This is a genomic window from Acidisphaera sp. S103 (genome assembly GCF_009765975.1).
GTDB lineage: Bacteria > Pseudomonadota > Alphaproteobacteria > Acetobacterales > Acetobacteraceae > Rhodopila.
Genome location: NZ_LMUJ01000032.1, coordinates 164148 through 181488, shown reverse-complemented (window position 1 = coordinate 181488; position 17341 = coordinate 164148). Strand labels below are relative to the sequence as shown.

General features: G+C 64.0%; 15 protein-coding genes. 9 read left to right on the top strand and 6 right to left on the bottom strand.

The genetic code is table 11. The annotated features are described in order from the left end of the window. Positions 1 to 71: 71 nt before the first annotated feature. The 4 genes from GSQ89_RS06860 (at position 72) to GSQ89_RS06845 (ending at position 5155) form a co-directional block, all read left to right on the top strand. Complete coding sequence (locus tag GSQ89_RS06860) at positions 72 to 923, top strand: arylamine N-acetyltransferase (RefSeq protein WP_158923341.1); 852 nt, start codon at positions 72 to 74, stop codon at positions 921 to 923. A 67-nt stretch (positions 924 to 990) separates the two neighbouring features. After that, positions 991 to 2532, top strand: coding sequence for a carboxylesterase/lipase family protein (locus GSQ89_RS06855; RefSeq protein WP_158923339.1), 1542 nt, complete (start codon positions 991 to 993; stop codon positions 2530 to 2532). 12 nt (positions 2533 to 2544) lie between these two features. Continuing rightward, positions 2545 to 3549 (top strand): phosphotriesterase, encoded by a 1005-nt coding sequence (locus GSQ89_RS06850; RefSeq protein ID WP_158923337.1) that lies wholly within the window; start codon positions 2545 to 2547, stop codon positions 3547 to 3549. Between the two features lie 4 nt (positions 3550 to 3553). Next, positions 3554 to 5155, top strand: a complete 1602-nt coding sequence (locus GSQ89_RS06845; RefSeq protein WP_216856042.1) for a GMC family oxidoreductase — start codon at positions 3554 to 3556, stop codon at positions 5153 to 5155. 33 nt (positions 5156 to 5188) lie between these two features. Here GSQ89_RS06845 and GSQ89_RS06840 read toward each other — a convergent pair whose 3' ends face one another. From GSQ89_RS06840 to GSQ89_RS06830, 3 genes are all read right to left on the bottom strand, one after another. Next, on the bottom strand, positions 5189 to 5704 hold the full coding sequence (locus GSQ89_RS06840) for a hypothetical protein (RefSeq protein ID WP_158923333.1): 516 nt from the start codon (positions 5702 to 5704) through the stop codon (positions 5189 to 5191). Between the two features lie 213 nt (positions 5705 to 5917). Continuing rightward, complete coding sequence (locus GSQ89_RS06835) at positions 5918 to 7591, bottom strand: MFS transporter (RefSeq protein WP_158923331.1); 1674 nt, start codon at positions 7589 to 7591, stop codon at positions 5918 to 5920. Beyond that, complete coding sequence (locus GSQ89_RS06830; protein WP_158923329.1) at positions 7591 to 8121, bottom strand: YceI family protein; 531 nt, start codon at positions 8119 to 8121, stop codon at positions 7591 to 7593. Before GSQ89_RS06830 ends, GSQ89_RS06835 begins: the two co-directional genes overlap by 1 nt. A gap of 123 nt (positions 8122 to 8244) precedes the next feature. Here GSQ89_RS06830 and GSQ89_RS06825 point away from each other — a divergent pair, with 123 nt between their 5' ends. From GSQ89_RS06825 to GSQ89_RS06805, 5 genes are all read left to right on the top strand, one after another. Then, positions 8245 to 8748 carry a flavin reductase gene (locus tag GSQ89_RS06825; protein WP_158923327.1) on the top strand — a complete coding sequence of 168 codons (504 nt, stop codon included), beginning with the start codon at positions 8245 to 8247 and terminating at the stop codon, positions 8746 to 8748. 43 nt (positions 8749 to 8791) lie between these two features. Further along, positions 8792 to 9838: an amidohydrolase family protein gene (locus GSQ89_RS06820; RefSeq protein ID WP_158923325.1), complete on the top strand. Its 1047-nt coding sequence runs from the start codon at positions 8792 to 8794 to the stop codon at positions 9836 to 9838. A 38-nt stretch (positions 9839 to 9876) separates the two neighbouring features. Further along, on the top strand, positions 9877 to 11040 hold the full coding sequence (locus GSQ89_RS06815) for an LLM class flavin-dependent oxidoreductase (protein ID WP_158923323.1): 1164 nt from the start codon (positions 9877 to 9879) through the stop codon (positions 11038 to 11040). Between the two features lie 449 nt (positions 11041 to 11489). Next, complete coding sequence (locus GSQ89_RS06810) at positions 11490 to 13292, top strand: ABC transporter ATP-binding protein (RefSeq protein WP_158923321.1); 1803 nt, start codon at positions 11490 to 11492, stop codon at positions 13290 to 13292. 436 nt (positions 13293 to 13728) lie between these two features. Continuing rightward, positions 13729 to 15051: an MFS transporter gene (locus GSQ89_RS06805; RefSeq protein WP_216856041.1), complete on the top strand. Its 1323-nt coding sequence runs from the start codon at positions 13729 to 13731 to the stop codon at positions 15049 to 15051. Between the two features lie 186 nt (positions 15052 to 15237). Here the strand turns inward: GSQ89_RS06805 and GSQ89_RS06800 are convergent, their stop codons facing one another. The 3 genes from GSQ89_RS06800 to GSQ89_RS06790 are packed head-to-tail and all read right to left on the bottom strand — an operon-like array spanning position 15238 to position 17307. Then, complete coding sequence (locus tag GSQ89_RS06800; protein WP_158923319.1) at positions 15238 to 16140, bottom strand: DMT family transporter; 903 nt, start codon at positions 16138 to 16140, stop codon at positions 15238 to 15240. Next, positions 16124 to 16540, bottom strand: a complete 417-nt coding sequence (locus tag GSQ89_RS06795; RefSeq protein ID WP_158923317.1) for a hypothetical protein — start codon at positions 16538 to 16540, stop codon at positions 16124 to 16126. The genes GSQ89_RS06800 and GSQ89_RS06795 overlap by 17 nt, the downstream gene beginning before the upstream one ends. Then, entirely contained in the window at positions 16537 to 17307 is a 771-nt protein-coding gene (locus GSQ89_RS06790) for an aldolase (RefSeq protein WP_158923315.1), read from the bottom strand. The genes GSQ89_RS06795 and GSQ89_RS06790 overlap by 4 nt, the downstream gene beginning before the upstream one ends. Positions 17308 to 17341: the final 34 nt, after the last annotated feature.

Here is a 17341-nt window from a genome sequence, read left to right as displayed (position 1 = left end):
CGTCTGGTTCTTCCGTTGCTGGCATTGTAGGCATGATGCCTCGCCTCATCAGCTTTTTCAGGTTGTTTTCGATGCCACCCTCTGAATTGGACCTGGACGCCTATCTCGCTCGGATCGGCCTGCCGGCGGCCGGTCCGCCAACCCTGACGCTGTTGCAGACGATCGTCGCCGCGCAGGCGGCCACGATCCCGTTCGAAAATCTGGATATTATCCTTGGCAGGCCGATCCGATTGGATATCGGGTCGATCCAGGCCAAACTGGTTCACGCCAGGCGCGGCGGCTACTGCTTTGAGCAGAACACGTTGCTGCGAGCGGCGCTGGAACGGCTGGGATTTACCGTGACCAGCCTTATGGCCCGAGTCGTCCTGGGCGCCACCGCAGATGCCATCACGCCGCGCACCCATATGCTGCTGCAGGTCGACCTGCCGGATGGGGCCTGCCTGGCCGATGTCGGGTTCGGCAACCTGACGCCCACCGCCCCGCTGATGTTGGCTCGGGATCAACCACAACCCACAGGACATGAGGACTACCTGTTGCGACCGTTGGACGGCGAAACGCTGTTGCAGGCTCGTCTGGGGACGGAGTGGAAAAACGTCTACCGGTTTTCCGGCCTGCCATCGCACCCCGTCGACCATGAGGTCGGCAACTGGTTCACCTCGACCAGGCCGGACGGGATATTCACCAGCAACGTGATCGCCGCGCGTCCCGGGACGCGATGCCGCAAGACATTGTTGAATGGCACGGTGACGATCCGCGACCCGGACAACCGGCCGGAACGGTTGATACTGAAGACGGAAACGGCGTTGCGCGACGCATTGCACGACCATTTCGGGCTTGATCTGGACGCCGGTGAACTGGCCGCCGTGCATGCGGCCATCCGGCGCTTTTCCGGCCGAAAAGAGACCGCGTTCGACTTCGACTGACCGCGCGCCCTTCCCTTCTCTTCCGATCCTCCGGCATGCTCGTTTTGGAACAAGGGAGTGGGCGACAATGAACAACGTGGTCGAGACAGCGTCCGGCAAGGTGCAAGGCACGGTCGAGGAGGGGATTCTCGCCTTCAGGACGATCCCGTACGGCGCTTCGACGGCGGGTGCGAACCGGTTCCTGCCACCCCGTCCGGCCACGGCGTGGACGGGCATCCACGATTGTTCGGACTTCTCCGGCAAGGCACCCCAGGCCGGGTTGCGGCCGGCAACGCGGCCGGAGCTGGAGAATTTTTCCGGCGCAGCCGATCCGTCACCGGAGACCGAGGATTGCCTGACGGTGAACGTCTGGACCCCTGGCTGCGACGCGGCGGCGAAACGCCCGGTCATGATGTGGTTCCACGGCGGCGCCTTCGCCTACGGGAACGCCAACACCCCGCGGACGCGGGGCAGCCGCCTGGCGGCGCGCAACGATGTGGTGGTGGTCACGGTCAATCAGCGACTGAACATTTTCGGCCACCTCGACCTGTCCGCGTCCGGCGATGACCGGTTCCGGCTGTCGGGCAACGCCGGGACGCTCGACATGGTCGCCGCGCTGGAATGGGTGCGCGACAATATCGCGGCGTTCGGCGGCGATCCCGGCAACGTCACCATCTTCGGCGAATCCGGCGGCGGAGCGAAAGTCAGCACGCTGCTGTCGATGCCGCGCGCAAAAGGCCTCTTCCATCGCGCCATCATCCAGAGCGGCGCCGTCGTCCGTCTGCGCACCCAGGAACGGGCGCAGGCGCTGACCGAGTGCGTGTTGCGCCATCTCGGAGCGACCGCGGCGTCAATCCAGACCGTTCCGGTCGCCGACCTGCTGGCCGCCGTCGAGCCGGCACAGAAAGCGCTTGGTCCGTCGCCGGCGCCGCTGTTCGATCGCTACCCGTTCGGTCCGGTGATCGACGGCGACGTCCTTCCGGCACATCCGTTCGATCCCGCCGCATCCGATATCATGGCCGATATTCCGCTGATCATCGGCGACATGAAGACCGAGACCACGAGCTTCCTCGCGGTTGTCGACAAGGTCTGGGATCGATCGCTGACCGAGACCGAGATGCAACAGCGGGTCGCGGCGATCGCAGGCGCGCATGCCGGCCGGGTGATCGAACTGTATGGGCAGTTGTATCCCAAGCTGAACCCCGCCGAACGGCTGATCGCGATCACGACTGACAGCAATTTCCGGATCCGGTCGCTGACGCTCGCGCAACGGCGGGTGGCACTCAATCGTGGTCCAGTCTGGATGTATTCGTTCGAGTGGGAAACGCCGGTGCTGGGCGGCAAGCTGAAGGCGCCGCATGCGATGGACGTGCCATTTGCCTTCAACACGCTGGACCTGACCAACGCGACGGGTGGCAGCCCGGATGCGCAGGCGCTGTCCGACACGATGTCATCGGTATGGGCGGCATTCGCTCGGAATGGCCGGCCGGATCATGCGTCCATCCCCGCGTGGCCTGTCTATGATACCGCGGCCCGCGCGACCCTGGTTCTGGACAAGGTATGCCGGATAGAGAACGATCCGCGTGGCGAAGCACGCCGGTTGTGGCAGGATATCACCGGTACCGTATAGGGGAAACGATCCATGTACGTCCAAACGGTCACCGGCCCGATCGGGCTGGATCAGCTCGGCCGCACCTTGATGCACGAGCATCTGTTCATCGCCTTCGCAGGTGCCGAATTCGACCCATCCGCAACGTTCGACCGTTCGGGATTTGTCGCCGAAGCAGTTCGCCGGCTGCGTCAGTTGCGGGTTGAGCACGGCGTGCGCAGCTTCGTCGATCCCTGCCCCATCGAACTCGGCCGCGATGCGGCCTTGATGCGGGAGATCGCGGAGAAATCCGAAATGAACGTCGTCTGCACCACCGGCTTCTATTTCGAGGAAATGGGCCTGCCAGTCTATTGGCGGGCGAGGACGGTGGAGGAAATCGCCGGTCTGTATATCCGCGAAATCACCTACGGAATTGGAAAAACCGGAGTAAAAGCAGGGGCGATCAAGGTGGCGACCGGCGCGCCTGCTATTACCGCGCTGGAACACAAATTCCTGGAAGCAGCGTGCATGGCGCAGCATGCGACAGGTGTTCCAATCATCACCCACACCCAGGACGGATATGCCGGCCCGGAGCAGCAGGCAGCGTTCGCCAAGGGCGGAGTTCCGGCACATCGTTGCCTGATCGGACATTGTTGCGGCAACGCCGATCCGGCTTATCACCAGCGTGTCGTCGACGGCGGATCATATATCGGATTCGACCGCATTGGGTTGTTACGTTTCCAACCAGACGAATTACGAGCGGATAATTTGGTGCGGTTGGTGAAGGGCGGTCATCGGGCGCAGATCATGATGAGCCAGGATCGGCACTGTGGGTGGCTGGGCAAGCTCGCCCGTCAGGTCAGCCCGCAGGAACAGGCCAGGATGGATGCCCTGCGCGCGGAAGGACAATGGCCGCCGCCCTATACCTACCTGTTCACCGATTTCGTTCCGATGCTGAAAGCCCGCGGTATGACCGAGCAGGAGATTTATTCCATCCTGGAGGACAATCCCCGACGCTTCTTCGCCGGTGAAACGCTACCGCTCCGGAATGAGGGTTGAATCGATGGACGCTGACTACATCGTCGTCGGCGCCGGCTCTGCCGGTTGCGTCGTCGCCGCCAGGCTTTCCGAGACCGGCGCGAATGTCATCCTGCTCGAGGCTGGTCCGAAGGACTCGCTGCTATGGATCCACATCCCCGCCGGCACCCTAAAGCTGCTGTACAATCCTGTGGTGAACTGGAACTACAGCGCCGAGGCCGGCGAAGGCAGCAGCGGACGCCGCATCCACTGGCCGCGCGGAAAGACGCTGGGCGGATCAAGTTCCATCAACGGGATGCTGTACGTGCGCGGCAATCCGGCCGACTTCGACGGTTGGGCGCAGATGGGCTGCCGCGGCTGGAGCTTCGACGATGTGCTGCCCTATTTCCGCAAGTCGGAGACCTATAAGCAAGGCGACGATCCGGAATACCGCGGCAAGGATGGACCACTGAAGGTCGAAGACTACCGCACGATCCTGCCGTTGACCCACAAGTTCATCGAAGGCGCCCAACAGGCCGGCTACAAATTCAGCAAGGACCTGAACGGACGGCAGCAGGAGGGCGTCGGCTACTCACAGATGACCCGCAAGGGAAAGTGGCGTGGGTCGACCGCGCAAACATTCCTGAAGGAAGCGCAGGGCCGCCCCAACCTGCGCGTCGAGACCGAAGCACTGGCCACGAAACTGCTGTTCGAGGGCAAACGATGCGTCGGTGTGGCCTTCCGCCAACGCGGCCAGATCGTGGAAGCCCGCGCGCATAAAGAGGTCATTCTGTGCGGTGGTGCGGTGAACTCACCGCATTTGCTGCAGGTGTCCGGCGTGGGACCGGCGGAGCATCTTCAATCCATCGGCGTACCGGTGGTGCACGACCTGCGCGGCGTTGGCGGCAACCTGCAAGATCATTACGTTGCACGCGTATCGCATCGCGTGAAAGGCTCGATCTCCATCAACAAACTAGCGCGCGGGATCAGGCTGGCACGCGAAGTATTGCGGTTTGCACTGGAAGGCCGGGGCGCCCTGACCTTCGGCGTAACGACAGCCCAGGTCTTCTGCCGGTCCACACCCGAAAAAGCCAGCCCCGACCTGCAGCTTCTGTTTACGCCCGCCAGCTACGATCCCAGCAAGTTCGGGACGCTGGAGCGCCAGGACGGCATGACGGTTGCGGTGTGTCCGGTTCGCCCTGACAGCCGCGGCACGATCATGGCCGCAAGTGCCGATGCGACCCAGAAGCCGGTGATCACACCCAACTACCTGTCCGATCCGGCGGATTTCCAGGTTCTGAAGGCAGGGATCGGGTTTACCCGCGGGATTTTCGCAGCACCGGCGATCGCTCAACACAGTGTGGTGGAGACACTGCCGGGACCGGATATTACCACCGATGACGGGCTGCTGGACTATGCGCGGCACTACGGCACCACGATCTATCACCCGGTTGGAACCTGCCGGATGGGCGACGGGCCGTCCGCGGTGGTGGACTCGCGGCTGCGCGTGCATGGCCTGCAGGGCCTGCGCGTCATCGACGCATCGGTGATGCCGACCTTGACCACCGGCAACACCAACGCGCCCACGATCATGATCGGTGAGAAGGGTGCCGCAATGATCCGGGAGGATCACGCAGCCGCGAGGTGAGGCCTTGAGCGTGATCGCCTAAGGCCGGATACCTTAAGTCACGGCTTCGATGCCGGTCGCGCCGGCTGCCTGCAGGATCGCCTCTGCCTTGGATCGCTTCGCAGCGGATGTGATGCGCACCGCCAGGACCAGATCGCCGTGGGCCGCGCGGGTGTCGCGATCGTCTTGTTCCATGTGATCGGCGATGTCATGGGCCACAAAAACCGACCCGCCGGCAGCCCCGCCGGCGACAACCGCCGCCGCGATAGCAGGCGCTGCGGCCCCTCCAGTCGCAACGGTGATGCCGGCCGCGGCCAGGGCCGCCGCCGTTGCCGCCGTGCTGGCCCCCAACGTGCGAGCCTGACGGGCATCCGCATCGGTGGCGGCCGGCTTGGTTCCTGCTTCTGGCGTTTCCGTCCCCTTAATCAGCCCGGGTGAGGGAAGACTGAGATCGGCACGATCGAAACCGGACATCGACAACTTGCTGACCGCTGCCTGCATCTGGTCGGCATTGGCGAATGTCGCCCGCAGCTCCCGCAGTGACGCGCCGGTGTCTGCTTGATCATTCATGGTGACTACCTTTGATGAGTCGCCGAAAGTCTCGGATCGTTGGACCCGATACGGTTCGAACGGACCATGCGGCGCCCGGGTTTGTTCAACACTGGCGTGATTTCGCTAATGCATCATCACGGCTTCGTGCGGACTGGCTTCTTCATCCGCCTCGCTTCGCTGTGCGACGCCCCCCTCGATATCGCGGGCAACGGCGTGCACGCCACGATGCGTTCAACCAAGTGCCGGCTTCGGCGGCCCGGTGATCGACAGTTTCTCCCGTTCGGGATGACCGGATGGATGGGCGTGGAGATACTCGTGCGGGTCCACCGCCAGGTAGCGGGACGGCCGGTGAGCTTCGTGCTGAAACACGGCGACCGCGGCCAGCAACCGCCTGTCATCCTCCGACAGACGAATCGTCTCCCGCAAATGTTCGGTCCAGCTTTCCATGGACCAGACCTCGACCCAGCCTTCCGGGTGGGCGACATCCTCATACACCTGCCAGAACACCGCCCCGGTGCGGCCACGGACGTGATGCAGTTCGTCCATAAGCTTCAGGAACTCGACCCGCTGCAACGGCTCAACGCGGTAGTAGGCCATTTCCATGATCCGCCCGCGCGCGTTCCGCAGCAGCGGGACGAATTCCGGCGCGGCGGCCTCGGGTAGCGGTGCGGGCGGCTCGACGGTGAGTGATTTCGCGCGAACGATCGCCTCGATGCTGAACGTGCGGGCCACAACCATCAAGAGCAAGCCAACGACGGACGCGGTCAGGAAGGTGTACGGAATGCCGATCGCGCCACCGAGCCAGCCCCAGCCGAACGATCCGACCGTCAACGCCCCGTTCTGCGCCAACTGGTAGATCGACAAGGCGCGCGCCCGGACCCAGGGCGGGCAGACGAGTTGCGCCGCGGCCTGGATGGTGGCGAAGGCGGAGGTCCATCCCAGACCGAACAGCAGCATGCCGAACGAAGCTGGTATCCAGTGCCGGGACACCCCGACAATCGCCATGCCGACACAGGACAGCAGCGTGCAACCCACCACGGTTCCGCCGCGTGACAGCTTGCCGCGCACCATCGGCAACAGCATGCCGGACGTGACTCCCCCGACGCCCATCATCCCCAGGATGACGCCATACATGCCGGGACCCAGGTCGAGGTCGCGCCGCACGAACAGCGGCAGCAGCGCCCATGGGGCGGACGCGGGGATCGAATAGGACGCGGTGCGGATCATCGCCGCCTGGATCGCCGGCGTGTTGCGCACGAACCGCATGCCGGCGCGCATGGCGGAGACAAGATGTTCCCGTGGCAGACCCGTGAACCGACGCTCCCGGCGCCAGACGAACAGCGCGCTGATCACCGCCAGGATCGAGATCGCATACATCGAAAAAGCCAGGCTCGACCCACCCAGCAAAATCAGAAACCCCGCGATCGCAGGTCCCACCGCTCGGGTCAGGTTGTAGCCGATCCCGTTCAGCGCGATGGCCTGAACCATGTCCTCACGCGGGACCAGTTCGGGGACGATGGCACTCCAGGCGGGGGCGGTCAGCGCGGAGCCGATGCCGATCGCGAATGTCAGCGCCAGCAGCCAGAACGCCGTCATGACGTGGCACAGGGTCAGGATGGCGAGCAGGCTGGCGGCCAGGATCGTCCATGTCTGCGCACCCAGCAGAAACACCCGGCGATCGACGATGTCGGCGAGCGCACCGCCGGGCAGCGCCAACAGGAAGACGGGCATGATCGTCGCGGCCTGCACCATGGCGACGACCAGCGGCTGCGGGTCCAGTGACGTCATCAGCCACCCGGCACCGGTGTTCTGCAACCATGTGCCAAGCCAGCCGACGACGCTGGCAAGCCACAGATGGCGGAAGGTTCCGTTTCGCAGCGGTATCAGGGCGGAGGGAACGCGCATCAGATGTGCGCTCCACTGGCGGGATCGGGCACTGTGACCCGGATCCGAATGGTCGGTCCGCCGATCAGCGCGCTGCCGGTGATGCCCCACTCGGCGCGCCGGATCTGGCCAGTCGCCACGATCGTTCCCCGCGACCGAACGGTATCCAGGACGAGCGGGTGTGTTTCGCCGTGCAACGTAAGGTCGCCGGTGACCGTTTCACCCTGGCACCTGCCGTCGAACGTCAGGGCTGGGAAGCGTGCCACATCCATCATCCCCGGTCCGGTGATCCGATCGCGGATCGTTTCGCTCGCCATCGTCAGGCTCCCCGCGTCGATGTCCAGCATAACCTGGCATGCGCCAGTGTTGGCGGGATCGTAGCGTATCCAGCCGTGAAAACGGGTGAATTTTCCATCCAGCGGGATCAGACCAAATCCATAGGACCGCAATTCGACAGCACTTTCGGGTGGCCGCAATCCAGCCTGGTCGGGCCACGCCGGACCAGCCACAAGAAGCCCAGCCACAAGAAGCAAGGACAGAAATGACAGCACCAACCGCATGTCCATGCGTATAGATGGATTTTCGTGGCATTACCGTGGCATGGATCGCCGGAGCCGCTCATCTGGCCACCGCGACGAACGTGCGCCATACTCGTTCACAGGAATAAGCGGAGGATGCGAGACGTGCCGGTGGAAAAGCAAGCCTACCGCGAGGCGATGGCCCGGCTGGGTGCCGCGGTGAATGTGATCACCACCGACGGGCCAGGCGGCCGTGCCGGCTTTACCGCGAGCGCCGTCACCAGCGTGACGGACACGCCGCCAACCCTTCTGGTGTGTGCCAATCGCTCGAATGATTCGTATCCGGCGATGCGGCAAAATGCCGTGCTGTGCGTGAACACGCTGACGCCGGCTCAGGAGGGTCTTTCGCCTGTGTTCGCCGGCATGACCCAGCACACGATGAATGAGCGTTTCGATGGCTATGCCTGGCATCGGCTGCAAACCGGCGCGCCGGTGCTGGACCAGGCGGTGGTGGTGTTCGACTGCCGCATCACTCAGGTGGTTGAGGTCGGTACCCACGATATATTCATCTGCTCGGTTGAAGCGGTGCGAACCGGGTCCGCGCATGAGGGCTTGATCTACTACGGGCGCGGCTACCACAAGGTGGCGGGACAAAACTGACTGGCGGATCAGCCGCTGGCGACGACGGGGGAAACCGATGGGGATGATGAACGGCTGCGCCTGCTGCGATGTCGGCGTCCTGGGGCGGCGTGGACTGCTGACGGGGGCTTCGGCTCTGGGTGCGGCCGGACTTTTCGGATCGGCTTCCGCGGCCGAAAAGCCGTTTCGGATCGACGTGCACCATCACATCGCGCCACCGGCCTGGGTGGCGGCGTTGAAAGCCGCGAAGCTCGATTCGCCGCCGATGAACAACTGGCGGCCCGAACAGTCGCTGGAAGATATGGACAAAGGCGGCGTCGCCATCGCCATGACCAGCCCGACCCTGCCGCAGGTCAGTTTCCTGGGTGCCGCCGACGCCGCTCGGGTCGCCCGCGAGTCGAACGAATACGCCCGCAAACTGGCCGACGACCATCCGGGCCGCTTCGGTGTCTTCGCGATGCTGCCGATGCCGCATATCGACGAAAGCCTGAAGGAACTCGCCTACGCCCTGGATACGCTGCACGCGGACGGCATCGGCATGATGACCGACTACGGCGACAAATGGCTCGGCTACCCCGAATTCCAGCCGGTATTCGACGAACTGAACCGCCGCAAGGCCGTCGTCTATACCCACCCAACCACGCCGAACTGCTGCGTGAACCTCGCTAAGGACGTGCCCGACGTGGCAGTGGAGTATGGCGCGGATACCACCCGGACCATCGTCAACCTGATCTTCTCGGGCGCGTCGCAGCGGTATCAGGACATCAGCTTCATCTTCTCCCATGGTGGTGGCGTGCTGACGGCAGTGGCGGAGCGGTTGCAGATCCAGATGGAAAGAATGCCGCCCTATAAAGGGAAGATCACCCACGATCAGGTGCAGCATGAGTTGAACCGGTTCTTCTACGACACGGCCCAGGTCGCGAACGCGGTCACCATCGAGGCACTGGCGAAACTGGTGCCGACGTCGCAGATCGTGTTCGGGTCGGATTTCCCCTACCGGACATCGGCGGAGACCGCGGCGGGGCTGGCGCAGCGGTTCAAAGGCAAGGTGTTGCGCGGGATCGGGCGCGATAACGCGGCCAGGATTTTGCCAGCGGTGCGGCACGTTTGAGGACACGCCGCCAGTCAAACATACCAGGAGATTAAGCCGTGAAAGCATCGCTGTTTTATCTGCCGAGCGCCGGCAGCCGAACGGAGATCGAGGCCGGTATGGCGGGCATGCGGCCCGAGCTTTATCAGCGGATGCTGGCGGAATTGTCCGAACAGATCCGGATGGCAGACGATCTGGGGTATGACTCGGTCAGCTTCACCGAACATCATTTCCATATCGAGGGGTTCGAGGTCTCCAACAATCCGGTGCTGCTCGATTTGTATTTCGCGATGCAGACGAAACGGATCAGGGTCGGACAGTTGGGCATCGTATTGCCGGCGGCCAACCCGATCCGCGTCGCCGAGGATATCGCAATGCTCGATCACATGACCGGCGGCCGTGCGAACGCCGGGTTCGCCAGGGGGTATCAGCGGCGCTGGGTGGACATCATGGCGCAGCAGACCCACGGCGTGAGCGGGGCGCTGCCGCATCAGCACGACGCGATCGATGCCGCCAACCGCGCGGCATTCGAGGAGAATTTCCAGATCATCAAGAAATGCTGGACGCAGGAGATGCTGACCCACGACGGTCAGTTCTGGAAGGTGCCGGCGGGAGAGACTCCATGGACTCTGGATACGACCGCGAAATATGGCAAGGGCGTCGAGAACGGAATCCTGAAGGCGGTCGGCGTGGTACCGAAGCCGTTGCAGAAACCGCACCCCCCGGTCTTCCTACCCTTCGCGTCATCGGAAAACTCGATTCGCTGGGCCGCGAAAGAAGGCGTGACCGCAATCCTGCCTGCCATGCTGCCGGTATATGAAAACCACCTGTACGACGTCTACGCCGAGGTCTCCGGGCGTCCTCGCGGGCATGGAACGGGGCTGCTGCGCGACGTGATCATCGCCGATACGGATGAGGAGGCGATGGCACTATGGCGGGATTCCGGCCAGTTCTCCGGCCGCGCCTGGTTCGAACCGTTCGGCTTCCGGCGCGGGATGCAGGACCCGAAGACCGGGTCGTTCCTGACGCCGGAGGAAGCCGTTCGCGAAGGCTACATCCTGGCCGGGACCGTCGACACGGTGATTCGCGGGGTTGAGGCAAACATGAAGCGGCAGAATGTCGATTGGATATTCTGCTATACTTACAATTCACTGATCCAGCACGCGAAACTGATGAAGTCAATCGAACGGTTCTACACGGAGGTGATGCCTCGGTTTGGGTGATTTGGACGGCCGACACCCTCTCCCCGTCATGGCCGGGCGTGTCCCGGCCATCTTCGCATCGGCGGATGAAGCGCGGATGGCCGGGACACGCCCGGCCATGACGGAAGGGGCGCCACCAATCCGCCCCAACGATTCTGCACCCATCCATTATCCTGACGCCTATAAGGCCACGCCCATATCGGCGTCACCGAAACATACCGGTCACACAGTAACACAAATCAGTACTTGCTTTTTCACCGATCCCTATGGGAAACATCGCACCTCAACCCGCAACCAGGGAGGCCGTGAATGACGATTATGCGCGTTTTCTCCTCCCCAGCCGGGTTCTCGGGCGTCCTTACGACCGTATCGCTCTCGCGATCCTAGATCGAAGCCCGCGGCGCCCCAGGCGCCATCTCTCCTAACTTCCCCCCGCCGCCGCCTCATCAGCGGCACCCCAGAGGATCGGTATGCCGGCAACGGCAGCCGCCCATATCGTGACCCACGCTTCCGGAAGGTCTTTTCAGGCCGTTCTTGGCTACACCGCCGTCCGCTGGTTGCGCCAGCCCGCCGCCGTCGCCGCCACCATCGCCGCCATCCTGATGGCCACCGTGGCCGACCTGGCGATGCCCATCTACGCCGGTCGCCTCATCGACGCAGTGGCCGAACCGGACCGCATCACCGGCCGGACCGCGGCCATCGCCGCCCTGGTGGCGATGGCCGCGCTTGGTTCGCTGCAGATCGTCGGCCGCCACCTCTCATTCCTCGGCATCATCCGGGTCACCACCCGCATGATGCGAGACGCGGCACAGGACGCCTTCTGGCGAGTCCAGCGCTTCGCCACCGACTGGCACGCCAACAGCTTCGCCGGCTCCATCGTGCGCCGGGTCACCCGAGGCATGTGGGCGATCGACCTGCTGAACGACACCGTCGTGCTGGCCTTCGTCCCGTCCATCCTGGTCCTGTTCGGATCAGCCCTTTTGCTGGGGCTGCGCTGGCCGGCGATGGGCGGACTTGTCTTCGGCGGGGCGATGGTTTTTCTCGTGCTGTCCATCGTCGCGACCCTGCGCTACGTCGCCCCCGCCGCGCGCCTGTCCAACCGATGGGACACGCGCATCGGCGGTGCCCTGGCCGACGCCATCGGCTGCAACGCCGTGGTCAAGGGTTTCGCTGCCGAACCGCGCGAGGACGCGGTCCTCGCCGGCATCCTCGCCAAGTGGCAGCGCCGCACCCGCCGCACCTGGATCCGTGGCACCAACAGCAGCACCGCGCAGAACACCGCCCTGCTGATCCTGCGCACCACGGTCGTCGGCACCGCGCTGATGTTCTGGTGGCAAGGCCGAGCAACGCCGGGTGACGTAACGTATGTGCTGACGGCGTATTTCGTCGTGCACGGCTATCTGCGCGACCTGGGCCACCACATCGCCAACCTGCAACGCTGTGTGAACGACATGGAGGAGATGGTCGCCCTCGATGCCGAACCAATCGGCATCGCCGATCGCCCCGCCGCCCGCGACCTCAGCATCACCGCCGGCCGCATCGGCTTCGAGGACGTCACCTTCCGCTACGGCGGCCACACCACGGCGCTGTACGACCGCCTGACGCTGACCATCCGCGCCGGCGAACGGGTCGGCCTGGTCGGCCACTCCGGGTCGGGCAAATCCACGTTCGTGAAGCTGATCCAGCGGCTGTACGACGTGACGGACGGCCGCATCACCATCGACGGCCAGGACATCGCCGAGGCAACGCAAGCCAGCCTGCGCCACCAGATCGCCGTCGTTGCCCAGGAACCGGTGCTGTTCCACCGCACCCTGGCCGAGAACATCGCCTACGCCAACCCGGCGGCCACGCGGGCCGAGATCGAACGCGCCGCCCACCTCGCCAACGCCCACGACTTCATCGTCCGCCTGCCCCGCGGCTACGCAACATTGGTCGGCGAACGCGGCGTAAAACTGTCCGGCGGTGAACGCCAGCGCGTGGCCCTGGCACGCGCGTTCCTCGCCAACGCGCCGATCCTGATCCTCGACGAAGCCACATCCAGCCTGGACAGCCATTCCGAGGGCCTGATCCAGGACGCGATGCAGCGCCTGATGCTGGGCCGCACCTGCATCGTGGTCGCCCATCGGCTGTCCACCGTCCGCGCCCTGGACCGCATCCTGGTGTTCGATCGCGGCGACATCGCCGAGGAAGGCACGCACGTCGAACTGATGCAGCGCGGCGGAGCTTACCGGGATCTCTTCACCCACCAGGCGGCCGGGCTGATGGATGCGTAGACTGCGCCTTTTGGCGCCGTGTCGATCAGGCAGAAAGTGGTCTGTTCAGTAACCCGTCTTGTTGGCGATCATGGGGCCTGCCGCTCGTCCGACGTTGAGGGACGGCGCCAGTGATGGAGGCCCACACCGGCGACCTGAGACGTGCGTTGAGAGGGTGCAGTTCGCGCCCGAGCGGCGCACGCATGGCATATGCCGCGGTCGTGTTACGGTTGATCTTGCTTGTCCGCCGAACCGACGGTTATCGTTCATCCATGATGTCCGGATTGGCGTGCATAGGGGAAACGTCAGCGTAGTTGTCTCGCGCCCCCGAACTACGCAAGGAAGGGGTGGTAACACCATGGCCGAGAACATCGCCATACCGATCGGGGATCCGCGGCTCATGCCGCCCAGGGTAACGATCGCCGCTCGCATGGACCGGTTACCGCCATCGCCCTATGTGCGCCGTTTCATCGTGCTGTTGGCGCTCGGCGCGTTCTTCGACGTTTTCGACAACGGCCTGATCTCGTTTATCGCGCCCGGCCTGTACAAAGCCGGCATCATGGTGCCGACGACCGCCGGATTCTTCGACATCCACGGCTATGCGAGCCTGATCGCCGCGACGTTCGTCGGTATGTTCATCGGCACGCAGTGGCTGGCTCCGCTCTCGGATTATTTCGGTAGGCGGACAGTTTTCACCTACGCGCTGGTCTGGTACAGCGTGGCCACCTTCTTCATGGCACTGCAGACAAGCGATGTCGGTCTTGTCGTCTGGCGCTTCCTCGCCGGCATCGGCATTGGCGTCGAATTCGTCACCATTGACACTTATCTGTCTGAACTGGTGCCCAGGGAAAGGCGCGGCAAAGCATTCGCGTCCGTGTCCCTGATCGGTACAACGGCCTATCCAATCACGGCATTTCTTGCCTGGGCACTGGTTCCAACCACCGTCTTTGGTCTCGACGGTTGGCGCTGCGTCGCCATCATCGGCGCGAGCGGCGCCATCATTGCCTGGTTCCTGCGCCTGGCCCTACCCGAGTCGCCACGCTGGCTCGCGCAGAAAGGCCGCGCCGCAGAAGCCGAACGCGTCACGCGGATGATCGAGACACGGGTCGAGACCCAGGTCGGCCGCAGGCTGCCGCCACCACAAACGCTCGACAACGAGATTGAGCACAGTATCGGTTCTTACGCGGAAATTTTTCGCCCGCCTTATCTGCAACGCACCCTGATGCTGATTGTGTTTCAGGTGTTGCAGGTGGTCGGCTATTATGGATTTACCAGTTGGGTACCGACGCTACTGTTGGCGCAAGGAATTACGGTCACACGATCGCTGGCCTACACGGTTATTATCGTGGCCGCCAATCCGTTCGGCGCTCTGTGCGCGACACAATTCGCCGATCGCTGCGAGCGAAAATGGCAGCTCGCGTTGTCCGCGCTTTCGATCGGGATCTTCGGCCTGGCGTTTTCGCAGCAGACCAGTGCGGCAGGCATTATGGTCACCGGCGCGTTGATCGCGTTTTCAAACACCGTGATGGCGTACTCGTTCCATGCTTATCAGTCGGAGCTGTATCCGACCCGGATTCGTGCGCGCGCGGTCGGTTTCACATACTCCTGGAGCCGCGTCAGCACCGTGTTCGTCGGTTTCATGATCGCCTGGTGCCTGAGAAACTACGGGACAATCGGTGTCTTCACTTTTGTCGCCGGCGCCATGTTCATGGTGTTTCTGATCATCGCGCTTCTGGGCCCGCGCACCACTGGCCTACGGCTGGAGGCAATTTCGCGTTGAATTGGTTTGCTCCAATGAAAAATTCGCGCCTGCTGCGGTGAATGTCCGGTTCCTAGATCACCTGATCGGCAGTCTGGCGGCCGAGGTGGGTCGAAACCAGCCATTGTTCAGAGTCGCCTCCCGACCGACCGACAATCCTGACAAGAAGGACCACCCCACAACCCATCAAAATCTCCGTGGCGCGCCCTACCCTCGCGCCGCCAGCGCCACCCCACCCAAAGTCATGGCCAACGCCACGATCTGGCGTGGACCGAATGTCTCGCCCAACAGCACGCCCGACCCGATCACCCCCACCAGCGGCGACACCAGCACCGTCGTCGCCGCCGTAGAAGCGGGCACCATCCGCAACGCCCGGAACCAAGCCAGATAGCCGATCGTCAGCGGAATCGTGGAAATATAGGCGATCGAGACCCACCCACCGGCGGTGACATTCCCCCAGTGCGGATGCTCGAAGCAGGCCAACGCGATAACCAGCATCATCCCCAGCATCGCCTGCCACGCGACCGAGGCCGTCGGCGGCAGCCGCAGCGGCTTCTTCTTCGCCAGCACCGTCCCGAGACCGAACAGAATCGCCGCGGCCAGGCTCATCCCCGCGGCAGGCAGCGTCTGCCAGGTCGCCCCGGCCGTATCGGCACCGACCAACAGCACGACGCCACCCAGCGCCAATACCAGCGCCACGATTTTCCGAACCGTCGGCCGCTCCCCCAGCATCGGCCAGGCCAGCAGGGAGGCCCAGACCGGCAGGGTGTAGGTGATCACCACCGCCTCGGACGCCTTCAGCCATACCAGCGACTCGGTCGTCAGCACGATGAACAGCCCATAGTTCAGCATCGCGAACAAAATCAGCCGCGGCCACTGGTCACGCGGCGGCCAAATCCGCTCCCCCCGGATGAAAGCCACCAGGAACGCGAAACTGAACCCGGCGACGCCGCAGGACGCGCGCATCGTGAACGGCGGCAGCATCGTCAGCAGAAACTTCGACTGCGGCCAGGTGAGTCCCCAGCTACAGGCGGTGAACAGCACCAGGGCAATACCCTCGGTGCGTGCGCTGATGATCCGCCCTGGGCGAAACTCAGCGGATGTAGACACGGACCTGGCTCGCGGCCAGGGCCGGGTCGGTGCGCACGCCCAGATGGATGCGGTCCGCCGGCACCTGGTCCCGCATGATCGAGCGCATCACCCCGGTGGCGTGTGCCTGCCCGGCAGCGATCTCCGATGTGTCCTTCAGGACCGCCACGACGTCGAATTGCACGTCCGCATACCTGGCCCTCGCCGCGGACACGGCGTCATGCAGCAGCTCAGCATAATCCGGCGACGGCACCGTGTAGTCGATGGTCACCAGCGGTGTGCGCGCATCCAGCGTGACGGGAGCCTGCGGCGGAGCCGGCTGCGCCTTGGCCTCCGGCGCCGGCGCGAAAGTCGTCTGGTCGATCAGCGTACAGCCGGTGAAGCTGAGCAGCGCCAGTACAACAGGCACAAGTCGGGTCACTGGCGATACTCCGGCGCGTCGCGATCGAGTTGCCGCTTGATACTGTCCAAATGCAGTTTCGGCGAATCCCGTCCGCCTTCATGCCGCATCTGCTCCGCCGTCGCCTCGGCGATGTGAACCGGAACCGGCACGACCAGCCGGCCGGTGGATTGCGCCAGCCGCTGCACCTCACAGGCACGTTCGAGATAATACAAATCGTCCCAGGCCTTGGCGATGCTGGGCGCCAGGACCAGCACACCGTGGTGCTTCATGAACACGATGTCGGCGTCGCCGACGCTGGCAGCGATACGATCACCCTCCGATTCGTCCAGCGCCAGGCCGTTATAGGCGTCGTCCACCACCGTGCGGCCGTAGAATTTCAGCGCACTCTGCCCGGCCCAGATCAGCGGATCGCCCTCCACCATCGTCAGCGCCGTGGCGTTCGGCATGTGGGTGTGGAACGCGGCGCGGGCGCGCGGCAAACGCGCATGCAGGCGGGCGTGGATGTAGAAAGCGGTGTCCTCCGGCACCCCGTCCCCGGCAATGACATTGCGATGAAAATCGCAGACCAACAGGCGGGAGGCGGTGATCTCCGCGAACGACCAGCCATCGGGGTTGACCAGGAACAAATCGTCCCGGCCGGGCACCATGAAGGACAAATGGTTGCAGATGCCCTCGCTAAGCCCCATCCGCGCAGCCGCTCGGAAACAGGCGGCAAGATCGACACGCGCCTGCCAGACATCGGGGCTGTCCAGGTCGCCATTTCGCATGATCGAAGGTGTGTTCATGACATGCAGGCTTGCAGGAAGCCGGCCACTGAGC

Excerpts from the sequence above, each read along its gene's own strand:
- GSQ89_RS06790 (WP_158923315.1), bottom strand. The coding sequence starts at position 17,307 with ATGAACACACCTTCGATCATGCGAAATGGCGACCTGGACAGCCCCGAT.
- GSQ89_RS06860 (WP_158923341.1), top strand. The coding sequence starts at position 72 with ATGCCACCCTCTGAATTGGACCTGGACGCCTATCTCGCTCGGATCGGC.
- GSQ89_RS06850 (WP_158923337.1), top strand. The coding sequence starts at position 2,545 with ATGTACGTCCAAACGGTCACCGGCCCGATCGGGCTGGATCAGCTCGGC.
- GSQ89_RS06825 (WP_158923327.1), top strand. The coding sequence starts at position 8,245 with ATGCGAGACGTGCCGGTGGAAAAGCAAGCCTACCGCGAGGCGATGGCC.
- GSQ89_RS06845 (WP_216856042.1), top strand. The coding sequence starts at position 3,554 with ATGGACGCTGACTACATCGTCGTCGGCGCCGGCTCTGCCGGTTGCGTC.
- GSQ89_RS06855 (WP_158923339.1), top strand. The coding sequence starts at position 991 with ATGAACAACGTGGTCGAGACAGCGTCCGGCAAGGTGCAAGGCACGGTC.
- GSQ89_RS06835 (WP_158923331.1), bottom strand. The coding sequence starts at position 7,591 with ATGCGCGTTCCCTCCGCCCTGATACCGCTGCGAAACGGAACCTTCCGC.
- GSQ89_RS06840 (WP_158923333.1), bottom strand. The coding sequence starts at position 5,704 with ATGAATGATCAAGCAGACACCGGCGCGTCACTGCGGGAGCTGCGGGCG.
- GSQ89_RS06820 (WP_158923325.1), top strand. The coding sequence starts at position 8,792 with ATGATGAACGGCTGCGCCTGCTGCGATGTCGGCGTCCTGGGGCGGCGT.
- GSQ89_RS06810 (WP_158923321.1), top strand. The coding sequence starts at position 11,490 with ATGCCGGCAACGGCAGCCGCCCATATCGTGACCCACGCTTCCGGAAGG.